The organism is Bradyrhizobium sp. B124 (assembly GCF_038967635.1).
In the GTDB taxonomy this organism is placed as follows: Bacteria; Pseudomonadota; Alphaproteobacteria; order Rhizobiales; family Xanthobacteraceae; genus Bradyrhizobium.
The window spans coordinates 6,845,188-6,872,081 of the sequence record NZ_CP152413.1; the positions used below are offsets into that span (position 1 = coordinate 6,845,188).

Annotated in this window: 21 protein-coding genes; 9 read left to right on the forward strand and 12 right to left on the reverse strand. The window is 64.9% G+C overall.

What is annotated here, in order from left to right; genetic code table 11:
- Window positions 1–23: 23 nt before the first annotated feature.
- Window positions 24–1,634: an MDR family MFS transporter gene (locus AAFG13_RS32630; RefSeq protein ID WP_342709345.1), complete on the reverse strand. Its 1,611-nt coding sequence runs from the start codon at window positions 1,632–1,634 to the stop codon at window positions 24–26.
- 270 nt (window positions 1,635–1,904) lie between these two features.
- On the opposite strand from AAFG13_RS32630, the gene AAFG13_RS32635 reads away from it, so the two are divergent.
- Entirely contained in the window at window positions 1,905–2,423 is a 519-nt protein-coding gene (locus tag AAFG13_RS32635; RefSeq protein ID WP_342709346.1) for a hypothetical protein, read from the forward strand.
- A 68-nt stretch (window positions 2,424–2,491) separates the two neighbouring features.
- On the opposite strand, the gene AAFG13_RS32640 is transcribed toward AAFG13_RS32635, so the two are convergent.
- Window positions 2,492–3,640 (reverse strand): HlyD family secretion protein, encoded by a 1,149-nt coding sequence (locus AAFG13_RS32640; protein WP_342709347.1) that lies wholly within the window; start codon window positions 3,638–3,640, stop codon window positions 2,492–2,494.
- 142 nt (window positions 3,641–3,782) lie between these two features.
- On the opposite strand from AAFG13_RS32640, the gene AAFG13_RS32645 reads away from it, so the two are divergent.
- From AAFG13_RS32645 to AAFG13_RS32660, 4 genes are all read left to right on the forward strand, one after another.
- Window positions 3,783–4,694: a LysR family transcriptional regulator gene (locus AAFG13_RS32645; RefSeq protein WP_212313681.1), complete on the forward strand. Its 912-nt coding sequence runs from the start codon at window positions 3,783–3,785 to the stop codon at window positions 4,692–4,694.
- Between the two features lie 278 nt (window positions 4,695–4,972).
- Complete coding sequence (locus AAFG13_RS32650) at window positions 4,973–5,944, forward strand: tripartite tricarboxylate transporter substrate binding protein (RefSeq protein ID WP_342709349.1); 972 nt, start codon at window positions 4,973–4,975, stop codon at window positions 5,942–5,944.
- Window positions 5,945–6,093: 149 nt separating this feature from the next.
- Window positions 6,094–6,279 (forward strand): DUF3311 domain-containing protein, encoded by a 186-nt coding sequence (locus AAFG13_RS32655; RefSeq protein WP_050628491.1) that lies wholly within the window; start codon window positions 6,094–6,096, stop codon window positions 6,277–6,279.
- Between the two features lie 10 nt (window positions 6,280–6,289).
- Complete coding sequence (locus tag AAFG13_RS32660; protein ID WP_342709350.1) at window positions 6,290–7,780, forward strand: sodium:solute symporter family protein; 1,491 nt, start codon at window positions 6,290–6,292, stop codon at window positions 7,778–7,780.
- Here AAFG13_RS32660 and AAFG13_RS32665 read toward each other — a convergent pair.
- Window positions 7,751–11,224 carry an indolepyruvate ferredoxin oxidoreductase family protein gene (locus AAFG13_RS32665; RefSeq protein WP_342709351.1) on the reverse strand — a complete coding sequence of 1,158 codons (3,474 nt, stop codon included), beginning with the start codon at window positions 11,222–11,224 and terminating at the stop codon, window positions 7,751–7,753. The genes AAFG13_RS32660 and AAFG13_RS32665 overlap by 30 nt on opposite strands.
- Before the next feature lie 158 nt (window positions 11,225–11,382).
- On the opposite strand from AAFG13_RS32665, the gene AAFG13_RS32670 reads away from it, so the two are divergent.
- Window positions 11,383–11,838, forward strand: coding sequence for an Lrp/AsnC family transcriptional regulator (locus tag AAFG13_RS32670; RefSeq protein WP_176529195.1), 456 nt, complete (start codon window positions 11,383–11,385; stop codon window positions 11,836–11,838).
- A gap of 269 nt (window positions 11,839–12,107) precedes the next feature.
- Here the strand turns inward: AAFG13_RS32670 and AAFG13_RS32675 are convergent, their stop codons facing one another.
- Window positions 12,108–12,611 (reverse strand): hypothetical protein, encoded by a 504-nt coding sequence (locus AAFG13_RS32675; RefSeq protein WP_212313673.1) that lies wholly within the window; start codon window positions 12,609–12,611, stop codon window positions 12,108–12,110.
- Window positions 12,612–12,696: 85 nt separating this feature from the next.
- Window positions 12,697–13,062: a muconolactone Delta-isomerase family protein gene (locus AAFG13_RS32680; RefSeq protein WP_249131910.1), complete on the reverse strand. Its 366-nt coding sequence runs from the start codon at window positions 13,060–13,062 to the stop codon at window positions 12,697–12,699.
- 192 nt (window positions 13,063–13,254) lie between these two features.
- On the opposite strand from AAFG13_RS32680, the gene AAFG13_RS32685 reads away from it, so the two are divergent.
- Window positions 13,255–14,175: a LysR family transcriptional regulator gene (locus AAFG13_RS32685; RefSeq protein WP_342709352.1), complete on the forward strand. Its 921-nt coding sequence runs from the start codon at window positions 13,255–13,257 to the stop codon at window positions 14,173–14,175.
- 25 nt (window positions 14,176–14,200) lie between these two features.
- Here the strand turns inward: AAFG13_RS32685 and AAFG13_RS32690 are convergent, their stop codons facing one another.
- The 4 genes from AAFG13_RS32690 to AAFG13_RS32705 all read right to left on the reverse strand — a co-directional run bounded on the left by AAFG13_RS32690 (window position 14,201) and on the right by AAFG13_RS32705 (window position 19,062).
- A complete protein-coding gene (locus AAFG13_RS32690; protein WP_342709353.1) occupies window positions 14,201–15,385 on the reverse strand; it encodes a serine hydrolase domain-containing protein in 1,185 nt (394 codons plus the stop codon).
- Between the two features lie 437 nt (window positions 15,386–15,822).
- The gene (locus AAFG13_RS32695) at window positions 15,823–16,608 is read right to left on the reverse strand and encodes a fumarylacetoacetate hydrolase family protein (RefSeq protein WP_342709354.1); all 786 of its coding nucleotides are present in this window, start codon (window positions 16,606–16,608) and stop codon (window positions 15,823–15,825) included.
- 12 nt (window positions 16,609–16,620) lie between these two features.
- Window positions 16,621–17,985, reverse strand: coding sequence for an LLM class flavin-dependent oxidoreductase (locus tag AAFG13_RS32700; protein ID WP_092123998.1), 1,365 nt, complete (start codon window positions 17,983–17,985; stop codon window positions 16,621–16,623).
- Window positions 17,986–18,009: 24 nt separating this feature from the next.
- Window positions 18,010–19,062, reverse strand: coding sequence for an Ldh family oxidoreductase (locus AAFG13_RS32705; protein ID WP_342709355.1), 1,053 nt, complete (start codon window positions 19,060–19,062; stop codon window positions 18,010–18,012).
- 403 nt (window positions 19,063–19,465) lie between these two features.
- Here AAFG13_RS32705 and AAFG13_RS32710 point away from each other — a divergent pair, with 403 nt between their 5' ends.
- Window positions 19,466–23,581: a GAF domain-containing protein gene (locus tag AAFG13_RS32710; protein WP_342709356.1), complete on the forward strand. Its 4,116-nt coding sequence runs from the start codon at window positions 19,466–19,468 to the stop codon at window positions 23,579–23,581.
- Here AAFG13_RS32710 and AAFG13_RS32715 read toward each other — a convergent pair.
- Both AAFG13_RS32715 and AAFG13_RS32720 read right to left on the reverse strand, forming a co-directional pair.
- Window positions 23,555–23,896 (reverse strand): hypothetical protein, encoded by a 342-nt coding sequence (locus AAFG13_RS32715; protein ID WP_342709357.1) that lies wholly within the window; start codon window positions 23,894–23,896, stop codon window positions 23,555–23,557. The genes AAFG13_RS32710 and AAFG13_RS32715 overlap by 27 nt on opposite strands.
- 56 nt (window positions 23,897–23,952) lie before the next feature.
- Window positions 23,953–24,423 (reverse strand): cupin domain-containing protein, encoded by a 471-nt coding sequence (locus AAFG13_RS32720; RefSeq protein ID WP_342709358.1) that lies wholly within the window; start codon window positions 24,421–24,423, stop codon window positions 23,953–23,955.
- A gap of 219 nt (window positions 24,424–24,642) precedes the next feature.
- On the opposite strand from AAFG13_RS32720, the gene AAFG13_RS32725 reads away from it, so the two are divergent.
- Window positions 24,643–25,242: a DUF1080 domain-containing protein gene (locus AAFG13_RS32725; RefSeq protein ID WP_229168215.1), complete on the forward strand. Its 600-nt coding sequence runs from the start codon at window positions 24,643–24,645 to the stop codon at window positions 25,240–25,242.
- 59 nt (window positions 25,243–25,301) lie between these two features.
- Here the strand turns inward: AAFG13_RS32725 and AAFG13_RS32730 are convergent, their stop codons facing one another.
- Entirely contained in the window at window positions 25,302–26,804 is a 1,503-nt protein-coding gene (locus AAFG13_RS32730) for a hypothetical protein (RefSeq protein WP_342709359.1), read from the reverse strand.
- Between the last annotated feature and the right edge of the window lie 90 nt (window positions 26,805–26,894).

Genomic DNA, 26,894 nt, shown 5'->3' on the forward strand with positions numbered 1-26,894 from the left:
GGTTATGGGGTTAGTAGAAAGGGTTAGTGTGCACCGCCGCCGCCAGCGAGCTGGCCCGGCTTCTTCAGGAAGAGTGCCGCCACCAGCGCCACGATCAGCGCCACACCGAGCAGATAGAACGTGTCGCTGAAGGCGAGGATGTAGGCCTGCTTCTGCACGACCCTGCCGACCGCCGCGATCGCGCGGTGGGTGGCGTCGGCGTGATCGGCAACGCCGTGGTTCAGGAAATACCGGGTCAATCCCTCAATCCGCGTACGGGTCGCCTGTTCCAGCATGGAGACCGACTGCATCAGCACGTTGGAGTGATATTGCTCGCGCTTGGTCAGCAGTGTCTGCAGCGCGGCAATGCCGATGGCGCCGCCGAGGTTGCGCATCATGTTGAACAACGCTGACGCCGATCCGGCATTCTCCGCCTCAATTCCCGCCGTCGCAACTGCCGACAGCGGAGCGAATGCCAGCGCCTGACCGACGGCACGGACGACGTTCGGCCAAAGCAGTTGATCGGCCGCATAGTCGTTGGTCATGTAGATGTTCATGAAGTTGGAGCCGGCGAACAGCGCAAACCCGACGCCGATGACGATGCGGGGGTCGAAGCGCTGCATCAGCCGCGGCACCAGCGGGATCAGCACGAGCTGCGGCAGGCCGGTCCAGGCCAGCACCATGCCGATCTGCTCGGCGTTGTAACCCTGAATGCGCGACAGATATTGCGGCAGGATGAACACCGAGCCGTACAGCGCGATGCCGAGCAGGAAGTTGGCCAGCATGCCGAAGCCGAAATTGCGGCGGGCGAGCAGGCGCAGATTGAGCAGCGGCTTCTCGACGGTGAATTCGACGATGAGGAAGGCGACCAGCGCCACGGCTGCGATCACCGACAGGCGGACGATGAAGGGCGAGCCGAACCAGTCGTCCTTGTTGCCCTCTTCCAGCACGGTCTGCAGCGCGGCGAGGCCGATCGCCATGGTGATGATGCCGAGCCAGTCGCCCTGACGGATCAGCGACAGCTTCATTGGGCTCGGATCGAGTGAGACGTACAGCATCGCGATCATCACGGCGCCCGGCACCAGATTGACATAGAAGATGTACTGCCAGCCCCAGTTCTCGGTGAGATAGCCGCCGATGGTCGGGCCGATCGCCGGCGCGAACGTCGCCGACAGCGCGAACAGCGCAAGTCCGATCGGCTGCTTCGCCTTCGGCAGCAGCGTGATGATCAGCGTGAATGCCATCGGGATCAGCACGCCGCCGGTGAAGCCTTGCACGGCGCGCAGCGCGATCATCTGCGGCAGGTCCTGCGCCAGCGCGCAGGCGCCAGAGAACACCAGGAACAGGAACGCGTTGGTGAGCAGATAGATGCGCACCGAGAACACCTGCGCGAGCCAGCCGGAGAGCGGGATCACCACGATCTCGGCGATCAAATAGGAGGTCGAGATCCAGCCGCCGTCATCGATGCCCGCGCCGATGCCGCCTTGAATGTCGGCAAGCGAGGCATTGACGATCTGGATGTTGAGCACCGCCATGAACGCGCCGAGCGTGGCGCCGATCACCGTGATCCAGGTCTTGGTCGGGATCGCAGGCGTGGCAGGTGCTGCGGGCGACGGGAGGGCGGCGGCGTTGGCTGTGGGCTGGAGTGCGGTCATCGGGGGGCGTCCTTGCTGCCCCACAACATGGATTAGGCGGCCGGTTTCGATAATCCGGGAAAGACTGGAAGGATTGTCCGGTCGTGCTTGATAATCGTCGCTGAGGACCACGACACGTTCACCGACGCCCGCGGAGAATCTCCGTTTGTACGGCGAGCAGGTCTCGTCGGCTGCGCGGGTAACAAGGATTGCGTCCGACGACCCGCAGTCCACATCATAGTGGACTACGTGACTGATTGCGCAGGAAGCGGAGCGTCGAAAGGCAAATCGATGAACTCGGCGGATTTCGGTAAACTGTCTTTGGCTGACCGCGCCAGATTGGGCATGGCTTACTTTTTTGGCGAATCCATTTTTTGGATTGGCCTTTTTCTGACCGCATGGGCCGCCAGCTACAATATCTACTTGGGAGGGGGCTTATGTTTGAGTTGGGTGCTCATTTTTATCCTGATTGTACGACGAGCACTCCAACGAGACATCGAAGCCCTCAACGATCCTAACGATAATCCCCGTGCGAACCGATTGATACGCGGCGAGCGCTGGTCATACGACCATCGGAGCAACGGGAAAGCCCTTCGATTTACAGTCGAGTTTTTCACATCCGTCGCAATCATCATTGGTGTGACGCTGGCGCTAGGCCTATCGGCCGAATTCACCGCGTTCGCTCTATCTGATCGGGACGTGAACGGCGCATTTGGTTCAGGGGTCGCGGGATTTGTTGGCGGCATGCTTGGCTTGGTCATCGGCATCGTGATCGCGCTTAGGCGAATTGCCGATGGTGGCTCCGACTAACCGGCTTGTGGCATTTGCGCCAAATAGCGCGCGATCGACCTTTCGATCGATCGCGCCAGCCCCTGTCTCTAGCCGCCGCTTGCCCGCGTCGCGGACGCCAGGCGGCGCTTCTCCTCACGCTCGGCCAGCACGGTCGCCTTGGTGTTGACGGTCGGGATCGCCGACATGCCCGGCCGCAGCAGGCCGGTGAGGCTGTGATTGTCGAGCACGATCTTCACCGGCACGCGCTGCACGATCTTGGTGAAGTTGCCGGTGGCGTTGTCGGGCGGCAGCAGCGCGAATTCGAGGCCGCTGGCCGGCGACAGGCTGTCGACATGGCCCTTCAACGTGGTGCCGTGAAAGCTGTCGACGGTGAGCTCGACCGGCTGGCCGTTGCGCACATGGGTCAGCTGGGTCTCCTTGAAATTCGCGACCACATAGACCGCATCGAGCGGCACCACCGCCATCAGCTGGGTGCCGGCCTGCACATATTGGCCGACGCGGAGCGTGCGGGCGCCGACCGTGCCATCGACCGGCGCAGTGATCCGTGCGTAGGACAGGTTCAGTTCGGCCTGCTGCTCGACCGCGCGGGCCCGGTCGGCCTGCGCGACAGCCTGGGCGCGCTGCGTGGTCAGCACGTTGACCTTGCGCTGCGCCGCCGACAACGCCGACTTCGCGTGCTGCAACTGCGCCGTATTGCTGCGCAGCGCCGCGTCGGTCTGCTGCGCGCGTTGAATGGTGCCGGAGCCGGACTTCATCAGCCCGTCGTAGCGGCTCTGCTCTTCCTGGGCGAATTTCAGATTGGCCTCGGCGGCTTCGACGTCGGCGGTGCTCTGGTCGATGATCGGCTGCTGCAGCTCGAGCTGGGCATCGAGGTTGCGTACCGAGGCGTCGGCGGCGTCGACATCGGCCTTGGCCTGGCTGAGCGCCGTGCGGTAGTCGCGGTCGTCGATCTCGGCCAGCAGCTGGCCGGCCTTCACCGGCTGGTTGTCGGTCACCAGCACGCGGGCGATGTAGCCCGACACTTTCGGGGCGATGATCGTGGAGTCCGCCTTCACATAGGCGTCGTCGGTGGATTCGAGGTAGCGGCCGGTGGTGAGGTAGTCGTAGCCAAAGTCGCTGGCCACGGCGATGCCGAGCAGGGCGGCGAGCCCGAGCGCCACCCGCTTGACCGTCCGCCGCGACGGGCGGAGGCCGATTTTTGCCGATTCTTCAGGGATATAGGTCGTAGTCGACATGATTGTCTCCTGGCCGAACATTCGCGTCCTTCCAGAAAGGGCGCCGGATACGGCCCTTAGATGCAATGTCCTCCCCGCTGTGATAATCCCGATAAAATTGGAAGCATTATCAAGCCAGCGCTGATAATCCGGACCTTGTTACATGGATCGCCTGACCAGTTTGACCGCCTTCGTCCGGGTCGTGGATTCCGGCGGCTTTTCCGCCGCCGGCCGAAAGCTCAACATGTCCACGACCATGGTGAGCAATCACGTCCAGTCGCTGGAAGACCGGCTCGGTGCCCGGCTGCTCAACCGCACCACGCGCAAGGTCAGCCTCACCGAAGTCGGCCAGGCCTATTACGAGCGCTGCATCCAGATCCTCGCCGACATCGAGCAGGCCGATGAGGTTGCGGGCGCGCAGCAGTCGGTGCCGCGCGGCACCCTGCGCATCTTCACCAACACCCATCTGGTCCAGTTCCTGTCGTCGACGGTCACCGAGTTCCTGGCGACCTATCCCGAGGTCAAGATTGATCTGATGATCGGCGAACGCTCGGCCGACCTGCTCGACGAAAATTTCGATCTCGCCGTGCAGATGATCCAGCCGCGCGATTCCGCGCTGATCGTGCGCCGGATCGCCACCTGGCGGCACGTGCTGTGCTGCTCGCACGACTACGTCGAGGCGCACGGCAAGCCGGAGCGGCTCGACGACCTCACGACCCTCAACTGCGTTCGCCATATCAACTACCCGTTCGGGGACGAGTGGCACTTCGTCGACCGCAAAGGCGCGCCGGCCGCGGTGAAGGTGGCCGGCAATCTCGTCTCCAACAGCGGCGAGACGCTGAAACTCGCCGCGCTCGCCGGCGTCGGCGTGTTCCTCGCGGCGGGCTTCCTGGTCCGGGACGAACTCGAATCGGGGAAGCTGGTGCGGCTGCTGCCCGAATACCGGCCGGTCGAGCTCACCATGAACGCGATCTACCCGCACCGTCATCACCTCTCGGCGAAGGTGCGTGTCTTCATCGATCTCCTGGTGCATCACGCCACCGAGCAGCAGAAGCTGATCAATCCGTATTCGTGAGGCAGTGCGCAGGATGCGCAATGGCGCGCATGCTTGCGCTCGGCTAACGCCACGCTCCCAATTCTATTCCCGTCATCCTGAGGTGCGAGCTCTCGCGAGCCTCGAAGGATGAATCGGCCCGGCTGCTGGCCGTCCATCCTTCGAGGCTCGCTCCGCTCGCGCCTCAGGATGACGGGACTGGCAGCCCGTAGCGCTTCTGCCACTTGTCATGACCGCCCGGCACTCCACGCATGGCGTTCGCGTGTATGAGAAGAACACCTCATCTGCCGGGGCCTGCCATGCCGCTTCGCGTCCTGACCTCCATCCTGTTCGCGATCGCCGCAAACGTGCTGCTGCACGCGCCGGCGCGCGCCGCCTATCCCGACCATATCGTGAAGATCGTGGTGCCGTTCGCGCCGGGCGGCGGCACCGATGTCGTCGCGCGCACGCTGGCGCAGGAGATGCAGAAGGATCTCGGCGTCACCGTCATCATCGAGAACAAGCCGGGGGCGGGCACCATCATCGGCACGCAGAGCGTCGCCGCCAGCCCGGCCGACGGCTACACGCTGCTGATGGCGACCTTCGCCAACGCCGTCAATCCGAGCCTCTACAGCAAGCTGCCCTACGACGCGCACAAGGATTTTGCCGCGGTGGCGCTGGTGGCGCGCTCGTTCAATGTCGTCGTGGTCAACCCCGCTTCGCCGATCAAGTCGATCGCCGATCTGATCGCGGCTGCGAAGGCCGATCCGGAAAAACTGTCCTACGGGACCTATGGCACTGGCACCTCGGCGCATCTGGCCGGCGAATTGTTCAAGCACATGGCGGGCGTCAATCTGACCACCGTGCCCTACAAGGGCGCGGCGCCCGCCATCACCGACCTCTTGGGCGGCCAGATCCAGGTGATGTTCACGACGGTGGCAAGCTGCGCCTCGCCGGTCGAGGCCGGGCAGCTGCGCGCGATCGGCGTGACCTCGGCCGAGCGTTCGGAGTCGTTCCCGCAATTGCCGACGGTGTCCGAAGCCGGTGTGCCGGGCTACGCCGCGGAATCCTGGTACGGCCTTTACGCACCTGCGAACACGCCGCCCGAGATCATCGACCGGCTCAACAAGTCCGCGGCCAAGGCCGTGCAGGCCGAGGCTTTCAGGAAGCTCAGCATCAATGAGGGCCTCGTGATGGTGGCATCACCCCCGGCCGAACTCGACCGTTACTTCACGGCTGAGGAGGCTCGTTGGCGCAAGGTGGTCCAAGACGCTGGCATCAAGCCGGAGTAGGCTGCCCGCGCGGCACGGCGATCACATCTTTTTGCATCGCCATGCCGCAACCGTGATTCTAGACGCAACAAATGGTTCCTGGGGTCGTCGACGACGGGACGCCGGCAACACCGCCGGTTTTGATCGGACCCTGGGCTGGGGAGTGAGCCATGTGGATTCTGTTGCTGCTGCCGTTCATCGGCTTGCTGTGGGTGCCGTTCTACAATTTCGCCGAGCCCTCGCTGTTCGGCTTTCCCTTCTTCTACTGGTACCAGCTCGCGTGGGTGCCGATCTCCTCGCTGCTGATCTGGCTGGTCTATCGCAGCCGGCGGCCTGACGCCGACGAGCAGCGGTGAGGGGGCAGCCATGACCGACCATATCGCTTGGGTTGCGCTCTCCGTCTTCATCTTCTTCTTCGCCCTCGTCACCGTGATGGGCTTCTTCGCCGCGCGCTGGAAATCCGGCCCGGTCAGCGAGCATCTCGACGAGTGGGGTCTCGGCGGCCGTCAGTTCGGCACCTGGATCACCTGGTTCCTGGTCGGCGGCGATTTCTACACCGCCTACACCGTGATCGCGGTGCCGGCGCTGGTCTACGCGGTCGGCGCTTACGGCTTCTTCGCGCTGCCCTACACCATCATCGTCTATCCCTTCGTATTCGCCGTGATGCCGGTGCTGTGGAAGAAGGCGCATGCCAACGGCTATGTCACCGCCGCGGACGTGGTTCACGGCGCCTATGGCTCGCGCAGTCTCGAACTCGCGGTGGCGCTGACCGGCCTGGTCGCGACCATGCCCTATATCGCGCTGCAGCTGATCGGCATGGAGGTGGTGATCAAGGCGATGGGCCTGACCGGCGAACTGCCGATCATCGCCGCCTTCGTGATCCTCGCGCTGTACACCTATAGCTCCGGCCTGCGCGCGCCGGCGCTGATCGCCTTCGTCAAGGACATCATGATCTACATCGTGGTGCTGACGGCCGTGGTCGTGGTGCCCTCGAAGCTCGGTGGCTATGGCGCGGTGTTCTCCGCCGCCAACGACGCGTTCACGGCGAAGGGCGGCGCCACCGGACTGACGCTGAAGCCCGCTCAGTATCTGCCCTATGCGACGCTGGCGCTCGGCTCGGCGCTCGCCGCCTTCATGTATCCGCACACGCTGACCGGCATCTTCGCCTCGAAGTCGGCGGATACCATTCGCAAGAATGCGATCCTGCTGCCGGCCTATACGCTCTTGCTCGGGCTGATCGCGCTGCTCGGCTACATGGCCTATGCCGCCGGCATCAAGGTGACGTCGCCGAATGACGTGGTGCCGCTGCTGTTCAAGACCTTGTTCCCGGAATGGTTCGCTGGCTTCGCGTTCTCGGCGATCGCAATCGGCGCGCTGGTGCCGGCCGCGGTGATGAGCATCGGCGCCGCCAATTTGTTCACCCGCAATGTCTGGAAGTCCTATGTCGATCCGGACATCTCGCATGCCGGCGAGGCGTCGGTCGCGAAGATCACCTCGCTGGTGGTCAAGGTCGGCGCGCTCGCCTTCATCCTGTTCCTGCCGACGCAATATGCGCTCGACCTGCAACTGCTCGGCGGCCTCTGGATCGTGCAGACGCTGCCGGCGCTGGTGTTCGGCCTGTTCACCGTCTGGTTCCGCGCCGAAGCGCTATTGCTCGGCTGGGCGGTCGGCATCGGCTGGGGCACCTACACGGCGTGGAGCAACGGGCTGAAGCCGCTCGCCAGCATCTCGCTCGGCGATGCCACCTACACCTTCTATGTCGGGCTCGGCGCGCTCCTGCTCAACATCGTGGTGGCCGTGATTGCGACCGTCGTGGTCGGCTTGATCTCACCCGCCAAGCGCGGCGCGGCGGCCTGAGCCGTCGCCTGAATCTGACGGGGCGGAGGTGAGAAGCGCGGTCAGCCGCGCCACCTCCGCCTTGGTCTTCTCGATCGCTTCATCCTTCACCGGGCCATAGCCGCGGATTTCCATCGGCGCCTTTGCAAGTGCGACGAGATCGGGCAGGTGCGTGGCATCGAGCTTGCCGAGCATGGTCTCGATCAGCGCCTCGTACCAGCCGATCAACTCGCGCTCGGCGAGACGCTCCGCGGTGTAGCCGAACACGTCGAACGGCGTGCCGCGCAGTCCCTTGAGCCGCGCCAGCAAGCGGAGTGGCGTCTGGATCCACTGGCCGAACGCGCGCTTGCGTGGCCGGCCGCGTGCATCCAGCCGTGCCGGCAACAGCGGCGGCGCGAGATGGTACTGCACCGTGAAGTCGCCATCGAATTCGTGCTTGAGGGTCTCAAGGAAGCCGGTCTGCATGTGCAACCGCGCCACCTCATACTCGTCCTTGTAGGCCATCAGCTTGAACAGTGAGCGGGCGACGGCGTCGGTCAACGTCTCGCTTCCGAGCGCGGCCTCGGCGCGACGGACGCGGTCGACCGTGGTCCGGTAGCGGGCTGCATAGGCCTCATCCTGATAATCCCGGAGGAAATCCGCGCGCCGCGCGATCATCTGCTCCAGCGTTTCCGGTGCATTGGCCGCTGCACCGTCGGCCTTCAAAAACTCCGGATCGGCGAACGCAATCCGCCCCCAGGCCAGCGCCTGCTTGTTGCGCTCGACCGCGACGCCGTTGAGCTCGATCGCGCGGGTCAATGCATCCAGCGACACCGGCACCAGGCCCTGCTGCCAGGCAAAGCCGAGCATCATGACGTTGGCATAGACGCTGTCGCCGAGCAGCCGCTCGGCCAGCGCGTTGGCGTCGATCGCGGTGAGGTTGCCTGATCCGATCACCCGCTCGATCGCGCGCAAGCGAACCGGCGAGGCGAGGTCGGCGTCGCGGAAGCGCACCACGTCGCCGGTCGGCATCTCAGCGATGTTGACCGCCGCGCGCATGCCCTTGCGGTAGGTGCCGGAGGCCTTGGCCGACGAGCTCACCACGAGGTCGCAGCCGATCAGCGCATCCGCTGCGCCCTGGTCGATCCGCACCTGGTGCAGCGCCTCGGGCGCTGCCGCCAGCCGCAGATAGCTCAGCACCGGGCCGAATTTCTGGGCGAAGCCGGTGAAGTCGAGCACCGAGACGCCGCGGCCCTCGAGATGCGCGGCCATCGCGATCAGCGCGCCGACCGTGATGACGCCGGTGCCGCCGACGCCGGTGACCAGCAGATCGTAGGGCTTGTCCAGTGCCGCAAGCTCCGGCGCCGGAAGCGCGGCGGCGCGTGCCAGCGGGTCGATCGCGCTCGCGCCCTTCGCCCGCCGCGTACCGCCCTCAATGGTGACGAAGCTTGGGCAGAAACCGTTGAGGCAGGAAAAATCCTTGTTGCAGGTCGAGAGGTTGATCTTGCGCTTGCGGCCGAACGGCGTCTCCTTCGGCTCGACGCTGAGGCAGTTCGATTCCACCGAGCAGTCGCCGCAGCCCTCGCAGACGAGGTCGTTGATGTAAGCAAAACGCGCGGGATCCTTGATCGTGCCGCGCTTGCGCCGCCGCCGCTTCTCGGTGGCGCAGGTCTGCTGATAGATCAGCACGGTGACGCCTGAAATCGTGCGCAGCTCGCGCTGCACGGCGTCCATCTCTTCGCGCGGGTGTATGGTGACGCCGGCGGGCAAATCCGCCGGCGAGAACTGCGCGGGATCATCCGACACCAGCGCGATCCGCGCGACGCCCTCGGCGCGGACAGAGTGCGCGATCGCCTGCACGCTGACCGGGCCGTCGACCGGCTGGCCGCCGGTCATCGCCACCGCGTCATTGAACAGGATCTTGTAGGTGATGTTGGCTTTTGCTGCGATCGCCTGGCGGATCGCCATCGAGCCGGAGTGATAATAGGTGCCTTCGCCGAGATTCTGGAACACATGGCTGTTGCCGGTGAATCTTGACGAGGCCGCCCAGTTGACGCCTTCGCCGCCCATCTGGATCAGCGACGAGGTCTCGCGGTCCATCCAGCTCGCCATGAAGTGGCAGCCGATGCCGGCCAGCGCCTTGGAGCCCTCGGGCACTTTGGTCGATGTGTTGTGCGGGCAGCCCGAGCAGAAATATGGCGTGCGTGTCGCGCCCGGCACCACGATCATGCGGTCCTGTTCCGGCCTGAGCGCGGCGACGCGGCGAGCGAGCTGCAATTCCGGAAACATCGGATCGAGCCGCCGGGCCAGCACGTCGGCCAGCATCAGCGGCGATAGTTCACCGGTCCACGAGATCAGCCGCGCGCCGGTTTCGTCGTGCTTGCCGACCATCCGTTCCGGCTTGGAGCCGGGATAGTCGTAGAAATACTCCTTGAACTGGCTCTCGATGATGCCGCGCTTCTCCTCGACCACCAGGATCTCGCGCTTGCCCTTCACGAACTCCATCGCGTCGTGCAGCGCGAGCGGCCACACCATGCCGACCTTGTAGATGTCGATGCCGAAGCGGCGGCATGCGGCCTCGTCGAGCCCTATCAGCCGCAGCGCCTCCATCAGATCGAGATGCGCTTTGCCCGTGGTGACGATGCCGTAGGTGGCGTCTTTGATGTCGTAGATGCGGCGGTCGATCGGATTGGCTTTTGCGAAAGCGTAGACCGCGTGCTTCTTGGCCTCCAGCCGCTCCTCGATCTGCGGGCCCGGCAGATCCGGCCAGCGATAATGCAGGCCGCCCGGCGGCGGCACGAAATCCGGCTGCGCGAAGATCCGCGGCGGCGCAAGCTCGACCGAGGCGCCGGATTCCACGATCTCCGAGATCGCCTTGAAGCCGACCCACATGCCGGAAAATCGACTGAGCGCGTAGCCATATTCGCCGAACGCGAGATATTCGCCGACATCGGCCGGATGCAGCGTCGGCATGAACCAGCTCATGAACGCGACGTCGGATTGGTGCGGCATCGAGGACGACACGCAGCCATGATCGTCGCCCGCCGCGACCAGCACGCCGCCATGCGGCGAGGAGCCATAGGCATTGCCGTGCTTCAGCGCATCGCCGGAGCGGTCGACGCCGGGGCCCTTGCCGTACCACAGCCCGAATACGCCATCGACCTTTCGATCCCTCTGCGTCTCGACCTGCTGCGAGCCGAGCACGGCGGTCGCCGCGAGGTCTTCGTTCACAGCGGGCAGGAATTCGATGCGGCTCTCCTTCAGCCGCTCGCCGATCTTCCACAATTCGAGATCGACGCCGCCGAGCGGCGAGCCGCGATAGCCGGAGATGAAGCCCGCGGTGTTGAGCCCGGCGGCGCGGTCGCGCCTGATCTGGTCGAGCGCGATGCGCACGATCGCCTGCGTGCCGGTGAGGAAGACGCGGCCACGTTCGCGGCTATAGCGCTCGGACAGCTGGTAGGCGTCGAGTTGCGGCATCTGGCCCATGACTGACCCCTCCCGGGAATCGCAATGTCCGATGGGGGCAAGGCTATGCCTGTGTGTCTGGTAGGTCCTACCTATCTGTTCTCCAGAGACCTAAATTTCGGTAGTTTTTTGCGTAAAATGTCGTATTTTGGCATAATCTACCAGACTGGAGCTCTGCGATGATCGAAGAGCAAGACGAAAAAATCCTTGCCGAGCTGCAGAAGGACGGCCGCGCCACCAACCAGCAGCTGGCGGAAACCGTCGGGATGTCGACGTCGGCATGCTGGCGGCGGGTCCGCGCGCTGGAGGAGTCCGGCGTCATTTCAGGTTATTCGGCGCTGGTCGCGCGCGAGCGCGCCGGCTTTGCGACCTCGGCGATTCTGCACGTCTCGCTGGAGCGGCACGACACGAAATTCGTCGACGAGTTCGTCGCGCGGGTGATGCAGCGCCGCGAGGTGCTGGAATGTTTCGCGACGACGGGCGATGCCGACTATCATCTGCGCGTCGTCGTCCGCGACATGGACGCCTACAACAGATTCCTCGACGAGTTCATGTTCCGCATCCCCGGCATCCGCCACGTCCGCACCAACGTGATCCTGAAGGAGATCAAGACCGGCGTGGCGCTGCCGTTTTGATGGAAATGCCGCCGCGATGGCCGCGCGCTCAACTTCTTGTCCCGTCACCCTGAGGAGGCCGCGGAGCGGCCGTCTCGAAGGGCGAACGGCCACCAGCCGGGCCGCGCATCCTTCGAGGCTCGCTGCGCTCGCACCTCCAGCGACAAAGGCGAAGCCTTTGCGCGGGGATGACGGTCGAAGCAATCCGTAGGATGGGTAGAGCGCAGCGAAACCCATCATCGTGCCGCAGATGAATTGATGGGTTTCGCTGCGCTCTACCCATCCTACGGTCACGATGTCGCTTCCGCCGACTTGGCCCGCATCAAGATCATGAACACCATGACATGGCTGACCAGCAGCAGCGGCACGTAGAGCGCCGGGATATAGATGCCGGCGCCGAACAGGCCGGGATCCGCGTTCTTTGTCGCGCCCATGAAGTAGGCGTTGAGAAGATCCAGCGCGCCCCAGATGTTGAAGAACCAGACGATCGGAATGGCCACCGGCCAGCGCCAAGACAGTGCCGCCATCGAGAGCAGCGCGAGAGCTGCGGCGATCAGATCGCCCCAGCCGACCGCGCTGGCAAACACCGGGTTCACCTCCGGCGACACGAAGCCTGTGACCATGAAGTTCATCCCGAGAAACCGGAAAGCATGGAACGCCGCAAGCAGCCGGAGCGCCTCATGGCGCGGCCAGGTGCGGAGCGCCGGCCAGACATAGGTCGCGGCCACCACGGCACTCGTCAGAAATGCTCCGGCGACGCTGAGCAAGAATGGAATGTTGAGACTTACCGGCACGGTCGGCTCCCGTCTGACTGTCGATCCGGAGAGGCCGGACCCGGCGATCGGGTCCGGCCTCGGCGGGGTGCTCAGGGCCCGACGCTTAAGGCTTGCCGACCAGCAGGCGCAGCGGCAGCAGCGGGCCGACCGCGATGTAGTCGTGGTCCATGATATCCAGCTTGGAGAGCGGCAGCCCCTCCATGATCGCGTGCGCCTCGGATGTATCCCTGGCGTCGAGCAGGAGGATGACCCCGCGCCCGTCGGACCGCGAATACCATTCGCGAACCTTGCCGCTGAGATAGAGCTGCACGGTCTGCCGGATTTCATCCGGCATCACGGCCATCACTTGTTCGCGGGTGACGCCCGCCTTGACGGTCAGGATCACCATCACGCCGGTGGTGATGGTGGAGGCGGCTTGCGCCTGTGTTTGGCCTTGGGCCTGGGTTTGGGCGAGGGAGGGAGCGGTCATGGAGGTTAAGCCTGTCGAAGTGAGGGTGAGGGCAAGGAGGGTGTGACGGATTGCTTTCATCGGTCGCAGGTCTCCGTTCACGACTGATGTCGTGATGTCGCGTGGAGCAGCGCGCGTCGCGGTGCTGCTGCCTGTGGCTCCGATGTAGGGCGGCTTCCCGCGCGCGACTATTCGCGATAATGTTGACGGGCCATGAAGCAGAACTTCACAGTCAGGCAGGGGGCGCTCGACGGCGTGGAAGCGTTCCTCAGCGTCGCCCAGCACCGCAGCTTTCGTCGCGCGGCGACCGAGCTCGCGGTGACGCCGTCGGCGATCAGCCAGGCGGTGCGCGCGCTCGAGGCGCGCCTCGGCGCCGTGCTGTTCATCCGCACCACCCGCAGCGTCGGCCTCACCGAAGCCGGCGAACGATTCCTGGCGCGTGCCAGGCCCGCGTTCGAGGAGCTGGTCGCCGCAAGTGGCGCGGCGCGCGAGCTTGGGCAGAAGCCGGCGGGGCTGTTGCGTCTCACCGTGCCGCGCTCGGTGGTGCCGATCCTGCTGGAGCCGCTGATCGCCTCATTCTGCAAGGCCTATCCCGAGATCGAGGTCGAGCTCGCCGCCAGCGAGGAGCTGGTCGACCTCGCGGCCGGAGGTTTTGATGCAGGCATCCGGATGGGCCAGTTCATCAACCCGGACATGATCGCGGTGCGTCTGACCAAGCCGTTCCCTTTCGCTATCGTCGGCAGCCCGGACTATCTCGCGCGCCGCGGCCGGCCCAAGCGCCCGGACGATCTGCGCGAGCACACGTGCCTCAGGTTGCGGCGATCGAATGGCGGGCTGGCGCCGTGGTCGCTCAACGATAACGGCCGTTCGATCGAGCTTGCCGTCTCCGGCTCCTTCATCGGCCATGATTTCCCGACGCTGGTCGGCGCGGCCATCGAAGGCGTCGGATTGGCGCAAGTGCCCGCGCCGCTGGTCGCCGGCGCCGTGAAGGAGAAAAAGCTGGTTCGCGTGCTGGAGCCATTCGCGACGACAACGCCCGGCGTATTTCTCTACTATCCCGGCCACCGCCAGATCATGCCGAAGCTGCGCGCCTTCATCGATCACGTGAAGAGCAGGCCAGCGGCGGCACGCTGAGCTTGATGCGGAATGACGGTGAGGCCTACGCGCGCTTCTGCGGCTGCCAGTCCGGCACCGTCTTGACCATGTGCCAGACCAGCAAATCGAGGGCGCGGGTCATGCTGTCGCGCGACCTGGTATTGGTGAACGCGGACCAGCAGAAGTCTCCATCGGTTCGGACCGAGATCGTCGTCGTTCCGTCGAGCAGCCCGCTGTGCCACCAATTGTTGTTCGCGGTGATGAACAGGCCCTTGGCATAGCGGGGATTGACGGCGCTGGGCGTGCTCATGACGCGGAGGCTGTCGTCGGTGAGCAGCTGCTCGGTGTCCTTGAAGCCGTCGATATGGACGAACAGCGTCGTCAGATCGCTCGGCGTCGCAATCCAGCCGCCGTGCGAATCCATCCGGGCGACGTTCATCCGGTACGGATCGCCGCCGGTCTGGCTGTAGTATTTGACCTCGTTGCTGGCCCGCTCGTGCAGCGTATTGCCGGCAATCTGCATGTCGGTGATGCCGCATCGCCTCAGGACCGCGTCCTTGATGTATTGCTCGTAGCTTTGGCCGTTGAGCTTCTCGATGACGCGCCCGAGGATGCAGTAGCCGAAGTTGGAATAGGCATAGGACTGGCCCGGCGGACTGGTGAGCGGCATGTGCTCCAGCGTCCAGTTGATCAGCTCGCGATGCTTCAAGTCCTGGTTCATGAACATCGGGTCGCGGGACTGGTTGCCCCAGGTCCCGGTGGTGTGGGTCAGCAGATGCTCGATCGTGATCTGCTCGACGAGCGAGCGGGATGCGCCTGACGGCATCAGGCTCTGCAAGGTTGGCGTCGTCGGGTAATCCTTGCCGAGAATGGAGCTTGTGCCGAACACGTAATCGCCGAGCCGCAATTTGCCGGCTTCGACGAGGGTGAAGATCCCGGTCGAGGTCACCGGCTTCGATATGCTCGCGATGCGGAAGCGGTGCTGCGGGGTCAATGCCTCGCCGCTCTCCCGATCCGCAACGCCGAATGCCTCCACATAAGCCGGCTTTCCCTTGATCGAAACCGCGATGGAAAGACCGGGGACGTCGTACTCCGTCATGAAGTCGGCGGCGAGGCCCGCCATCTGTTTGCGTTGCTCCGATGTCGGAAGCTCCGCGGTCGCGTCGGCAAGGGCCGGCCACGGCCTGTAGGCGATCCCGGCAGCGGTGAAGAGCGAACCCTGAAGCAACGTTCGGCGCGAAAGCGGCATGGCTGCCTTGCCTGTGTTGGAGCGAGCGGCCCGCACGGTATTGCGGTTCTCTTGTTTCTGTCACGTTACGAAGTGGTTGTGTGATGACGTCACGATGGCCCGATGGGCAATGTCGCGAGAATGCAGGAGTATGACTCGCAGTTCGCGCAACCTACTCCGCGTCGTCCTGGCGAAAGCCAGGACCCATTACCCCAAATCTCAATTGTTGCGCGACGCTGGGGCCGCGATCCCGTTCATCTCCGAATGCGGTGGTTATGGGTCCTGGCTTTCGCCAGGACGACGATTGGGGAGATCATCCCCTCGTGTCCATCACCGTCATGGTAAGGAGGCCGCGCAGCGGCCGTCTCGGAGCACGACGGCCCGACTGTGGCCGTGCATCCTTCGAGGCTCGCTTCGCTCGCACCTCCAGGATGACGGGTCTGGCAGTGTGCCAGCCCTCACACCCTCTCCTTCACGAACCTGTTCCGCAATGTCCCGATGCCGGTGATGTCGATCTCCACCACGTCACCGTCCTTCAGGTCCGGCGAGGCGCCGTCGGTGCCCATCCAGATCACGTCGCCGGGCGACAGCGTGAAGTATTTCGAAAGCTCGACGAGGAAGGGCACGATGCCGAAGATCATCTCGTTGGTACGGAAGCGGCCGGTCTCCTTGCCGTTGACGCGGATCGCGGTCTCCATGCGGTCGAGATCGACATCGGTCTCGATCCACGGGCCCATCGGCTTGAACGTGTCGGCGTTCTTGGCGCGCCACAGCCCGCGGTCGGCCTTCTGCCAGCTGCGCTCGGAGACGTCGTTGCCGATCGTGTATCCGAACACGCAGTCCAGCGCATTGGCTTCGGTGAGGTGCTTGGCGGTCTTGCCGATCACGACGACCAGTTCGCCCTCGTAATGGATATTCTCGGTCGCACTCGCCGGGATCACGACATCCTCGTCATGGGCGATCAGCGCGTTCTGCGCGCGGTAGCCGATCTCGGGACGATCAGGAACGTTCGGCACGGTGCCGGCCTTGTCGGCGGCCTCCTTGAGATGCTTCAGATAGTTCAGCCCGACGCAGTAGAAGGTGCGCGGGATCAGCGGCAGCTCGATCTTGACGTCCTTCAAGGCGTGGGTCTTCGCCGTCTTGCTCCATTCACCGAATGGATCGCCGTTCACGGTGGTGACGGTGTCGCCCTCGACGAGGCCCCAAGACGTAGTACCCGCGGCGGTGAATTTCAGCCAGCGCATGATGATGTCCCTCTATTCCGCGGCCTGCGCGCGGGTCTTCCAGGCACCCGCGGCGGGGCGCTTCAGCCCGAGATTCTCGCGCAGCGTGGTTCCGGTGTAGTCCTTGTGGAACAGGCCGCGCTTCTGCAACTCGGGTACCACGTGATCGACGAAGTCCGCGTAGGAGCCCGGCACATAGCTCGCCGCGATGACGAAGCCGTCGCAGCCGCGGCCTTCGAACATTTCCTCCAGCCGGTCGGCGATCTCCTTCGGGCCGCCGACCATCGCGTCCTGCACCTGGCCGCGGCCGGAGAAGGTGATGAAGTCGCGGGTCGAGGGATTGGTCTTGCCGGAGGTGCGCAGCACGCCGTCGCGGATGCCGAGCATGCCTTGCATGCCCTGCAGCTCTTCCGTGGTCAGCGGCTCGTCGATCGGTTTGGCGCCGAAATCGAAGTTGAGGCCTTCGGCGAGCAGCGACAGCGCGTCGATCTCGAGCGGCAGCTTCTGGATCACCGCCATCCGGTCCTCGGCCTCGGCCTTGGTCGCGCCGGTGACCGGCGTGATCAGATTGCAGAGGAACATCTGGTCGGGATCGCGGCCGGCCTTGGCGGCTTCGCCCCGGATCGCGTCATAGCCCTGCTTGGCATTGGCCAGGTTGCGCGCCGCGGTGAAGATCACCTCGCCCCAACGTCCCGCAAAGCGCTGGCCGCGCCCGGAGGCGCCGGCCTGGATCACGACGGGATGGCCCTGCGCCGAGCGCGGCACCGTGAACGGGCCGCGCGAGGTGAAGAACGCGCCCTTGTGATCGAGCCGTTTCACCTTGGCCGGATCGGCGAACCGTCCGCTCTTCTTGTCGATCACCAGCGAGCCGTCTTCCCAGGCGTCCCAGTGGCCGAGCACAACCTCCATGAACTCGTCGGCGCGGTCGTAGCGGAGGTCATGCTCGAGATGCTGCGCGCGGCCCATATTGAGCGCCTCGCCGTCATTGACCGACGTCACCACGTTCCAGGCGGCGCGGCCACCCGTCATCAAGTCGAGCGTGGCGAAGCGGCGGGCGACGTCGAACGGCTCGAAATAGGTGGTGGACGCGGTCGAGGCGAGGCCGAGCCTGGTCGTGACCATACCCATCGTGGTCAGCACCACGATCGGGTCCATCTTCACGCAGCGGATGCCGTATTCGACGGTGTGGGCGTGATCGTTGCCGTAACGGTCGGGCATTGCGAGGCGATCGTCGAAGAACGCCATGTGGAACTTGCCGCGCTCCAGGATGCGCGCGATCTCCTGGTAGTAGTCCGCCGACATCGAATCGTCGCGCGACTCCGGGTGGCGCCAGGAGCTCGGCAGGTTGGTGCAGTTCTGCGCCTGCAAAAAGCCAACCAGCGCCATTTGCCGTGTCATGTCGTTCTCCTGTACCTGAATGCGTCAGCGAAGATCGAGGTCGTCGGTGAGCTTGTAGTCGGCTGCGAGCGCCTTCAGCTTGTCCCAGGTCGCATCCTCGATCTCGATGCCGTTCTTGCGCCGTTCGACTTCGCGCAGATGTTCGATCTCGCCGGGATAGAACACGCCGCGGCTCCCTTCCGAGGGCGGCGTCGATTTCAGGTAGCGGGCGAAGTCGGCGACTTCGCGTCTGAAGTCCTGCAAGGGACGGAACGCGGCGACGTTGAACACCGCCATGAAGCAGCCGTCGTTATGCCGGCCGGTCGGCTCGACCCCGAAGCCGAGGCCGGTCAGCAGGCCGCACAGCACCTCGACCATCGCGGCAAGGCCCGAGCCCTTGTAGCCTTCGCTGCCGCCGAGCGGCAGCAGCGCGCCGCCCTTGCGGTAGTCCTTTGGATCAGTGGTGTCGCGCCCTTCGGCGTCGATGATCCAGCCCTTCGGGATGCTTTCGCCACGCGCCACCGCGAGCTGGATCTTGCCGGCCGCGACCGCAGAGGTCGCCATATCAAGATAGAACGGCGCCTCGAGATCGGACGGCACCGCGATCGAGAGCGGATTGGTGCCGAGCCGGGCCTCGCGGCCGCCGAACGGCGCGACATGTTTCGGCGAGCGGCCGGAATCGGCCGCCGCAATCCCGATCATGCCTTCGCGCATCGCCATCAGCGGGTAATGCGCCAGCCGGCCGACATGGCTCTGCCGGAACACGGTGCAGGCCGCGACATTGGCGGTCTTCGCCTTGTTGATGGTCATCTCCATCGCCTTGGCGTTGACGTGGAAGCCGAACCCCCAATGACCGTCGATCACGGTCGTGGTCGGCGTCTCCTGCACCACGGTCCATTTCGCGCCGGGGACGATATGGCCGACCTTGATGCGGTCGATATAGGTCGGGATCGCGATCACGCCGTGGGAGTCGTGGCCGGCGAGGTTGGCGTTGACGCAGCCGGAGGCGACCGCGTTGGCCTCCTCCTCCGATGCGCCGGCGCCCCGGAGCAGCGCCGCGCCGATGCGCGTGAGACGGTCGGCCTGGACGATCGGCATGGGATTTTCCTCGCGGTCCGCCCGCGTGATGCGCGGGTCTTGCTTGCTGTTGTCGGCGTCATGCTCTCAAAGCGCAGCCCGCCGAGCAAGGGGCGGAAAATCCGGTCCGCCATACCGCCAGCAGGGTGCTCCCGGCCGGGATTTCACTGAATGGAACGTGCGCGGTCGCGTTGCGGAATTTGGCTGCGCCCGCGGGGCAAGCCGGGCGGCTATCCGGGTGCCTCGGCCCTCCGCCTCAGCGTGGCACACTGGCGTCCGTAATATCCCGGAAAACGGCCTCCGGCATTCGTCAGCCGTTTACTTTGTCTCACAACTTGCCGGATACACTAACCATCACTTAGGCCTCTCGCGGGCAATGTTCCTCGGCAGATTGAAGGGGGTGGCCCTGGGGCCTTCAGGGATCGTGCAGTCGAGCATCGGGCGTACATTCGCGGCGTTGAATGCCACCAACGAAGCGATCCTGTACGCGAAATCACCAGAAGAATTGTACGGAAAGGTCTGCGAAGCCGCGTTCTCGAGCGGGAGCTTCCTGGCTACAACCGTCTTTTTGCTGGAGCCGGATACCGGCCGGCTGACATTCGCCGCCGGTTGCGGCGACGATGTCGCGCGTCTGCGCAGCATCAGCATCTCCACCCTCGCCAACATTCCGGAAGGCGACGGCGTCGCCGGGCGGGCGTTCCGCGATCAGAGCGCCAGCGTCAGCAACGACTATGTCAACGATGTCCGTTCGGCGGCCTGGCGCAGCGGCCTCGCGGCGGCCGGCGTCGGCGCGGCGGCGGCAATGCCGCTGGTCTGCAACGGGCGCAGCGTCGGCGTCTTCATGGTGACCCGGCGCGAGATCGACTCGCTCGGCGAGGAGATCGTGTCGCTGCTGGAGCGCATTGCGGCGAACGTGTCCTTTGCGCTCGACAATTTCGACCACGAGGCGTCGCGCAAGAGCGGCGAGCGGGCGATGCGCCGGCTCAACCGCATGTTCGGCGCCATCAGCGCAACCAACGAGGCGATCCTTCGCGCCAAGACCGAGCACGATCTCTATCAGCGGGTGTGCGACGCCGCGGTGTTCAGCGGCAAATCCTTCGCCACGGTGGTGCTGCTCGCCGAGCCCGACACGCACTGGCTCGAGCCCGTCGCCGGCACCGGCGAGGCGCTCGACCTGATCACGCAGACGCGCTTTTCGACCGACCCGGACAATCTCTACGGCAAGGGAATCTGCGGCGAGGCGTTCCGGACCAAACGGCCGTGCATCGAGCACGACATTCCGATATCGACGGGCGCGTCGCAGGCGCAAGCCGGTGAGAGCGGTCTGATGGCCTGCGTCGCGCTGCCGCTCACCCGGTTCGGCAGGAGCATCGGCGTCCTGATCTTCTTCATCGGCAATTCCTGGGCCCGCGACGAAGAGATCATCGCGCTGCTGGCAGGCATCGCCGAGAACGTCTCGGTTGCGCTCGATACGTTCGGCCGCGCCACCGAGAAGGCCAAGGCCGATGCCGAACGCGAGCGGCTGTCGCGGATGTTCGCGGCGCTGAGCGCGACCAACGAGGCGATCATGCGCGCGCGGTCGCGGCTCGAGATGTTCGAGCTGGTCTGCGCCGCGGCGGCGCATGGCGGCGGGTTCAACTCCACCAGCATCCTGATCGCGAAACCCGGCGACGATTTTCTGGAGATGATGGCGGTGGCGGGGCCGACCGCCGAGAATGCGCGCCGTCTCAACGTCTCGCGCAGCGAGGCGCGTCCCGAAGGGCGCGGCGTTTGCGGCAGGGCGTTCCGCTCCCGGCGCGCCTGCATCGACAACGATTTTCTCGGCGACGTCGCCAACAACCCGTTCCGCGATATCATCGACCGCGAGGACGCGCGATCGGGCGCGGCGTTTCCGTTGATCGTCGACGACGAGCCGGTCGGCGTGATGCTGTTCATCTCGGCCAAGCGCAACACCTTCTCGGCCGAGTTCGCCGAGCTGCTGCAGCGGCTCGCCGACAACGTCGCCTATGCGCTCGGCAGTTTCGATCGCGCCGACGAGAAGGCGCGCACCGAGGAGCAGAAGGAGCGGCTCAGGCGCATGTTCGCGGCGCTGAGCGCGACCAACGAGGCCATCATGCGGGCGAAGTCCCGTGGCGAGCTGTTCGATCTGGTCTGCGATGCCGCTGCGGTCGGCGGGCAGTTTATTTCGGCCACCATCAGGCTGGTGCGGCCGGGCGAGGCCTTCCTGGAGAACGTGGCTGCTTCCGGCCCCGACCGGGTACGGGCCCGCGAAGTCCAGTTGTCGGCCGATGCGACGCGTCCGGAAGGACAGACGCTGACCGGTGTTGCGATCCGCACCCGCAGACCCTGCATCAGCAACGATTATCTCAGCGACTTCGGCCCCGAGTCGCATGTCTATCCGGCCGTGCGCGACAGCGGCAGCAAGTCCGGCGCGGCCCTGCCGCTGCTCAAGAACGGCGAGGCGATCGGTGCGCTGGTTTTCCTCTCCGGCGAGTTCAACACCTTCAGTCCGGAGATGATGGCGCTGTTGCAGCGGCTCACCGAGAACGTATCGTTCGCGCTGGCCAATTTCGACCGCGCCGACGAGAAGGCCCGGGCCGACGCGCAGAAGGAGCGGCTGTCGCGGATGTTTGCGGCGCTGAGCGCGACCAACGAGGCGATCATGCGGGCGAAGTCCCGCGCCGAGCTCTACCAACTGGTCTGCGAGGCGGCAGCGACCGGCGGCAAGTTCACCTCGACCACCATCGCGCTGGCGCAGCCCGGCAGCGACTATCTCCGCATCGTCGCGATCGCAGGCCCGGCCGCCGACGGCGCGAGCCAGGTGACGCTCTCGACCAGCGAGGCGCACCCCGAGGGACGGGGCGCCTGCGGCAGGGCGTTCCGGTCGGGCAAGGCCTGCATCATCAACGACTATTTCGCCGATACCGGTACCGCGGCGTTCCATGAGCGCGCGCGCCGCGATGGAACGCAGTCCGGTGCCTCGTTTCCGCTGATCGTCAGCGGGGAGGTCGTCGGCGTCATGATCTTCGTCGCGATCGAGAAGGATACGTTCACGCCTGAGTTCGCCGAGCTGCTGCAGCGGCTCGCCGACAATCTTGCGTTCGCGCTCGAAAGCTTCGATCGCGCTGACGAGAAGCACAAGGCCGATGAGCGGATCGAATACCTTGCCTCGCATGACAGCCTGACCAATCTGCCGAACCGCGAAACCTTCAACGAGATGCTGCGTCACGCGATCTCGGCGGCGGACCGCCATCGCCGGCAGCTCGCGGTGCTGTTCATCGATCTCGACCGCTTCAAGGTGATCAACGATTCGCTCGGCCACGACGCCGGCGACATGCTGCTGGTGGCGATCGCCGAGCGGCTGCGCGGTTCGTTGCGGGCGAGCGACGTGGTGGCGCGGCTCGGCGGCGACGAGTTCGTGGTCATCCTGGAGGACACCGCCGAACGTCACGACGTCGAGCGCATCGCCGGCGAACTCCTGATCGCACTGAGCCAGCCGATGCAGCTCAGCGGGCACGAGTGCCACACCACGGCCTCGATCGGGATTGCGACCTATCCCACCGACGGCTCCGACGTGCAGACGCTCACCAAGAATGCCGACATGGCGATGTATCTCGCCAAGGAGGACGGCAAGAACGGCTTCCGCTTCTTCTCCAACGAGGTGAGGGCGCAGTCGATCGAGCGCCTGACGATGGAAAGCGCACTGCGCCGCGCGCTGGAGCGCGACCAGTTCTCGCTCGAGTATCAGCCCAAGGTCGACATGGCGAGCGGTCAGATCAGCGGCGTCGAGGCGCTGTTGCGCTGGACCCATCCCGAGCTCGGCAAGGTCTCGCCGGGGCAGTTCATTCCGCTCGCCGAGGAGATCGGTCTGATCGTGCCGATCGGCCGCTGGGTGCTGAAGGAAGCCTGCGCGCAGAACATGGCGTGGCAGCACCGCGGCCTCAAGGCGGTGACGATGGCGGTCAACCTCTCGCCGCGGCAGTTCGGCGATCCGAACCTGCTCGACGACATCGACGAGGCGCTGGCGGCGAGCGGCATGTCGCCGGCGCTGCTGCAGCTCGAGGTCACCGAGAGCATGGTGATGCGCAACGTGACGCGTGCGGTCCGCGTGCTCGACGCGATCCAGCACCGGGGCATTCGGCTGGCGATCGACGATTTCGGCACCGGCTATTCGTCGATGTCGCTGATGAAGCAGTTCCCGATCGACACCATCAAGATCGATCGCTCCTTCGTGCGCGATCTGCCTGATGATTCCGAGGACGTCGCGATTGCGCAGGCGATCATCAGCATGGGCAAGGCGCTCGGCATGACTATCGTGGCCGAGGGCGTCGAGACCTCCGAGCAGCAGGAGTTCCTGCGCGCCCATGCCTGCGACGAGATGCAGGGTTTCCTGTTCAGCCGGCCGCTGCCGCCGCGCGATCTCGCCGAATTGTTGAAGACGTCGCCGGTGCTGACGTCGCCACCGTTGCAGCCGTCGCTGGACGACGAGGCGATCGGTGAGGCCGGGCCGGATCTAGGGCGGAAACGCGCTGTCGTCTGACGGTTGCACGGGCAGGTCGCGGACATCGGAATCGGTGGATGCGATCACGCGCGAGAAATCATAGGGCCAGGACGGTGTCGCCTGGCCGGCCAAGGTCTGGCGCAGCGCCGCCGACGCCTCCGCAAAACTCGCCCCGTCGGGCAGGCGGAACCGGCGGCACCAATTGGACGGCAGCGGTTCGGCGGCATTGCGCATCTCGAATGCCGGTCCCCACCACCACGCCGGCGCCGGCGGCCGTTCCGGTTCGGCAATGGCGCGCCAGCGCGCGAACTCGTCGGCGATGCGGGCAAATTGCAGCTTGGCGGCGGGATGCATCGGAAGCCCTTCGTTGGGCCGTGATGATAGCATCGCCCCCACTTCGCGCAACGCGGCTACTTCTGTTCCACCTCGGTCGCGGTGGCCGGGCCTTCGCCCATGATCAGCAACACGGCGTCTTCGTCCTTGGCGCCGTCCCAATGCACCTGCTTGCCGAAATGGGTGACGAAGCTTCCGGCCGGCATTGCCACTGTGCCGTGATCGGGATCGAATTTCGGGCCCGAGCCGACCCACCAGGTGCCCTTCAGCACCACGATGTAGCGGTCGTTGGGATGGAAGTGCGGACGGCTGAAGTGATTGCCCTTGGTCCATTTGGTGTAGACCATGTAGAAGCCGGGCTTCGAGGGATCGCCGACCACCACGGCATTCTGCGCGCCGCGCGCGTCGACCGGGCTCCAGGGAATCTGGTCCGGCAGCTTGTAGGTGACGGCGGCCGGATTGAGTTCTGCCGCGGAGCTGACGCTCAGCGTGGCGGCAAGGGCCAGCGGCATCATCAGGTATCGCCAGGACCGGTTCGACGCCGTCATCATATCCTCCCAGGTCAATTCGTTCGGGCGACTGCCGCGCCCGTATGTCGCGTGATGCTAGTCGCTCTCGCTTGCGCCGGACAAGACGCGCTCGCGCATGTCTGCTCTCAAGATTGCGGCATCGGGCCGTGACACAACGCAGTTGCAATATGAAAAACGCATTTACGACGCTGCAGACGATGATAGGTTGCGCGCCAACCAAAAGACGGGAGGATAACCTTGAAGAAGCAACTGTCGATACTGGCGGCGGGACTTGTGATCGGTGCGGCCGCGCTGCAATTTTCCACCGCCGCATCCGGCGATGACGGTTGGGTCACGCTGCTCGACAGCTCCAAGCAGGGCGACTGGGACGAGGTCGGCAAGGCCAATTGGGCGATGAAGGACGGCGCGCTGGTCGCCGACAAGCTCGACGGCAAGGATCTCTCCTATCTCGTCAGCAAGACCCAATACAAGGATTTCCAGATCAGGGCGGAGTTCTGGACCGACGAGGATGCCAACAGCGGCGTCTTCATCCGCTGCGAAGGCAACAAGGTGATCGATTCGAAGGTCTGCTACGAGGTCAACATCTTCGACAAGCGGCCCGATCCGACCTACGGCACCGGCGCGATCGTCGACGTCGGCAAGGTCGATCCGATGCCAAAGGCGGCCGGCAAGTGGAACGTCTACGAGATCACGGCGCAGGGACCGCATTTCGTCGTGACGCTGAACGGTCAGAAGACCGTCGACGCGCAGGATTCCAAGCACGCCAGCGGCTACGTCGCGCTCCAGTATGGTTCCGGCGTGGTCAAGTTCCGCAAGGTGCAGATCAAGCCGCTCTGACAGCGCATGCGGAGGAGAGCCCGGTCGCGGCGCGGCCGGGCTTGATCGCGTGTCATGTGCTATCCGCTGGAGGCCTTCAGATCGTGGCCTTGCGTGCGCAAATGATGACCGATCACGAGCCCGGTCAGACACAGCAACAGCCCGAGCGCCGGCGGCGCAAACAGCGCCTCCTCCTGGAAGATGCCGTTCACCAGCACGACCATCGTGCCGAACGCAGCGAGCCCCTGGATGAGGATTCCGGACGCGGCGTAAAGGCGCCAGGCCTTCAGCGCCACGGCAAAGAAGAAGCCGAGCGGCACCACTGCACCGATGCCCATCTGGTAGAGCAGGACGCCGACGGCGCTCTCCACCGCGCCGTCCATCGTGCCGGCCGCTTGCGCGGCGTTCCAGTCGATCGAGAAGTAACCTTCGGAGAGATTGCCGCCGACGCCGAGGCCGCGGCCGATCGGGTTGTGCAGGAATCCGTCCCAGCCGCCCATGAAGCCGATCACGTGAAAGTCGCCGATCTGGAGTCCGATGTAGATCGCCGCGATGGCATACAGCACGAGTCCGACGAGTGCGACGGCAAGGGTGATGGTGGCGCCGAGCAGCCAGGTCGCCGTCCAGGCCAGGGCCACGAAGATGACCAGGATGAGCGCGCCCTTCACGCTGCAGAGGATCAGCAGCGGGATCGCGGCCAGCGCGAGCCAGCGATACCCGACCGCGAACAGGAACAGGATGGAGAAGGCGATCCCGTAACCGAAGCTGATCGGGCTCATGTTCGGTCCGAAGATGCGCAAGATCGACGACAGTCCGAGATCCTCGAACAGCGGGCTGTTGAGAAAGCTGAAGCGGAAGCGGTCGATCAGATCGACCGGGACATTGCCGGTTTGGCGCATCTCGGCCTCCCAGGCTCCGGAGCGGGTCGCCTTCAGCTCGTCGAAGTGCCAGAACGTGTAGCCATTGGTGATTTCGAGCCAGAAATCGCGAAACAGCAGTTCGACATAGCCGCAGACGATCAGCAGTGTGGCGACGGCCACCAGGAACGGCGTGATGCGGATCTCGAAGGTTGCGGCGGTCAGCAGCGAGAGCTGAAACAGGAACAGCGGAAACGCGATGTTGCGCAGATAGACGAGGGCCGCATGCGCGTCCTGCGTGGCGCCGAGCAGAAAATACGCCCCCACGACTGCGAGGGTCATCAGCCCCCAATTCATGATCCGGTCGATCTCGGGTGAATGCTTGCGCTCGCGCAGCATGTACAGCGCCAGCGTGACCAGCCACATGACCGCGCAGATCAGGAAATTGTAGCCCTTGACGAAATCCATCTCCTGCTCGGTCGTGATGTAAGACGACAGGATCGAGACGAACAGATTCTGGAAGAAGATGATGAAGACGGCGATCGACGGCGCATAGGCCGGCGCCGCGAGCACGATGGCGCAGCCGATCAAGCCTTCGACGACGATCGCGAGCCCTGCATTGGCCGCCTGCATGATCGGCACGAAAGCGATCGATGCCACGGCGATGCCGAGCGCAGGAACGAGGTCGCCGGCCAACAGCGGCCGCGGGGCTATGTCTGCTCGCACAGGCTCTGACCTAAATGACCGGATGGGTGGCGTGCCACACCCGCATCGTCGATCTAGCCGCGCATTGTGTAAGAACCGGTTAACCAGATC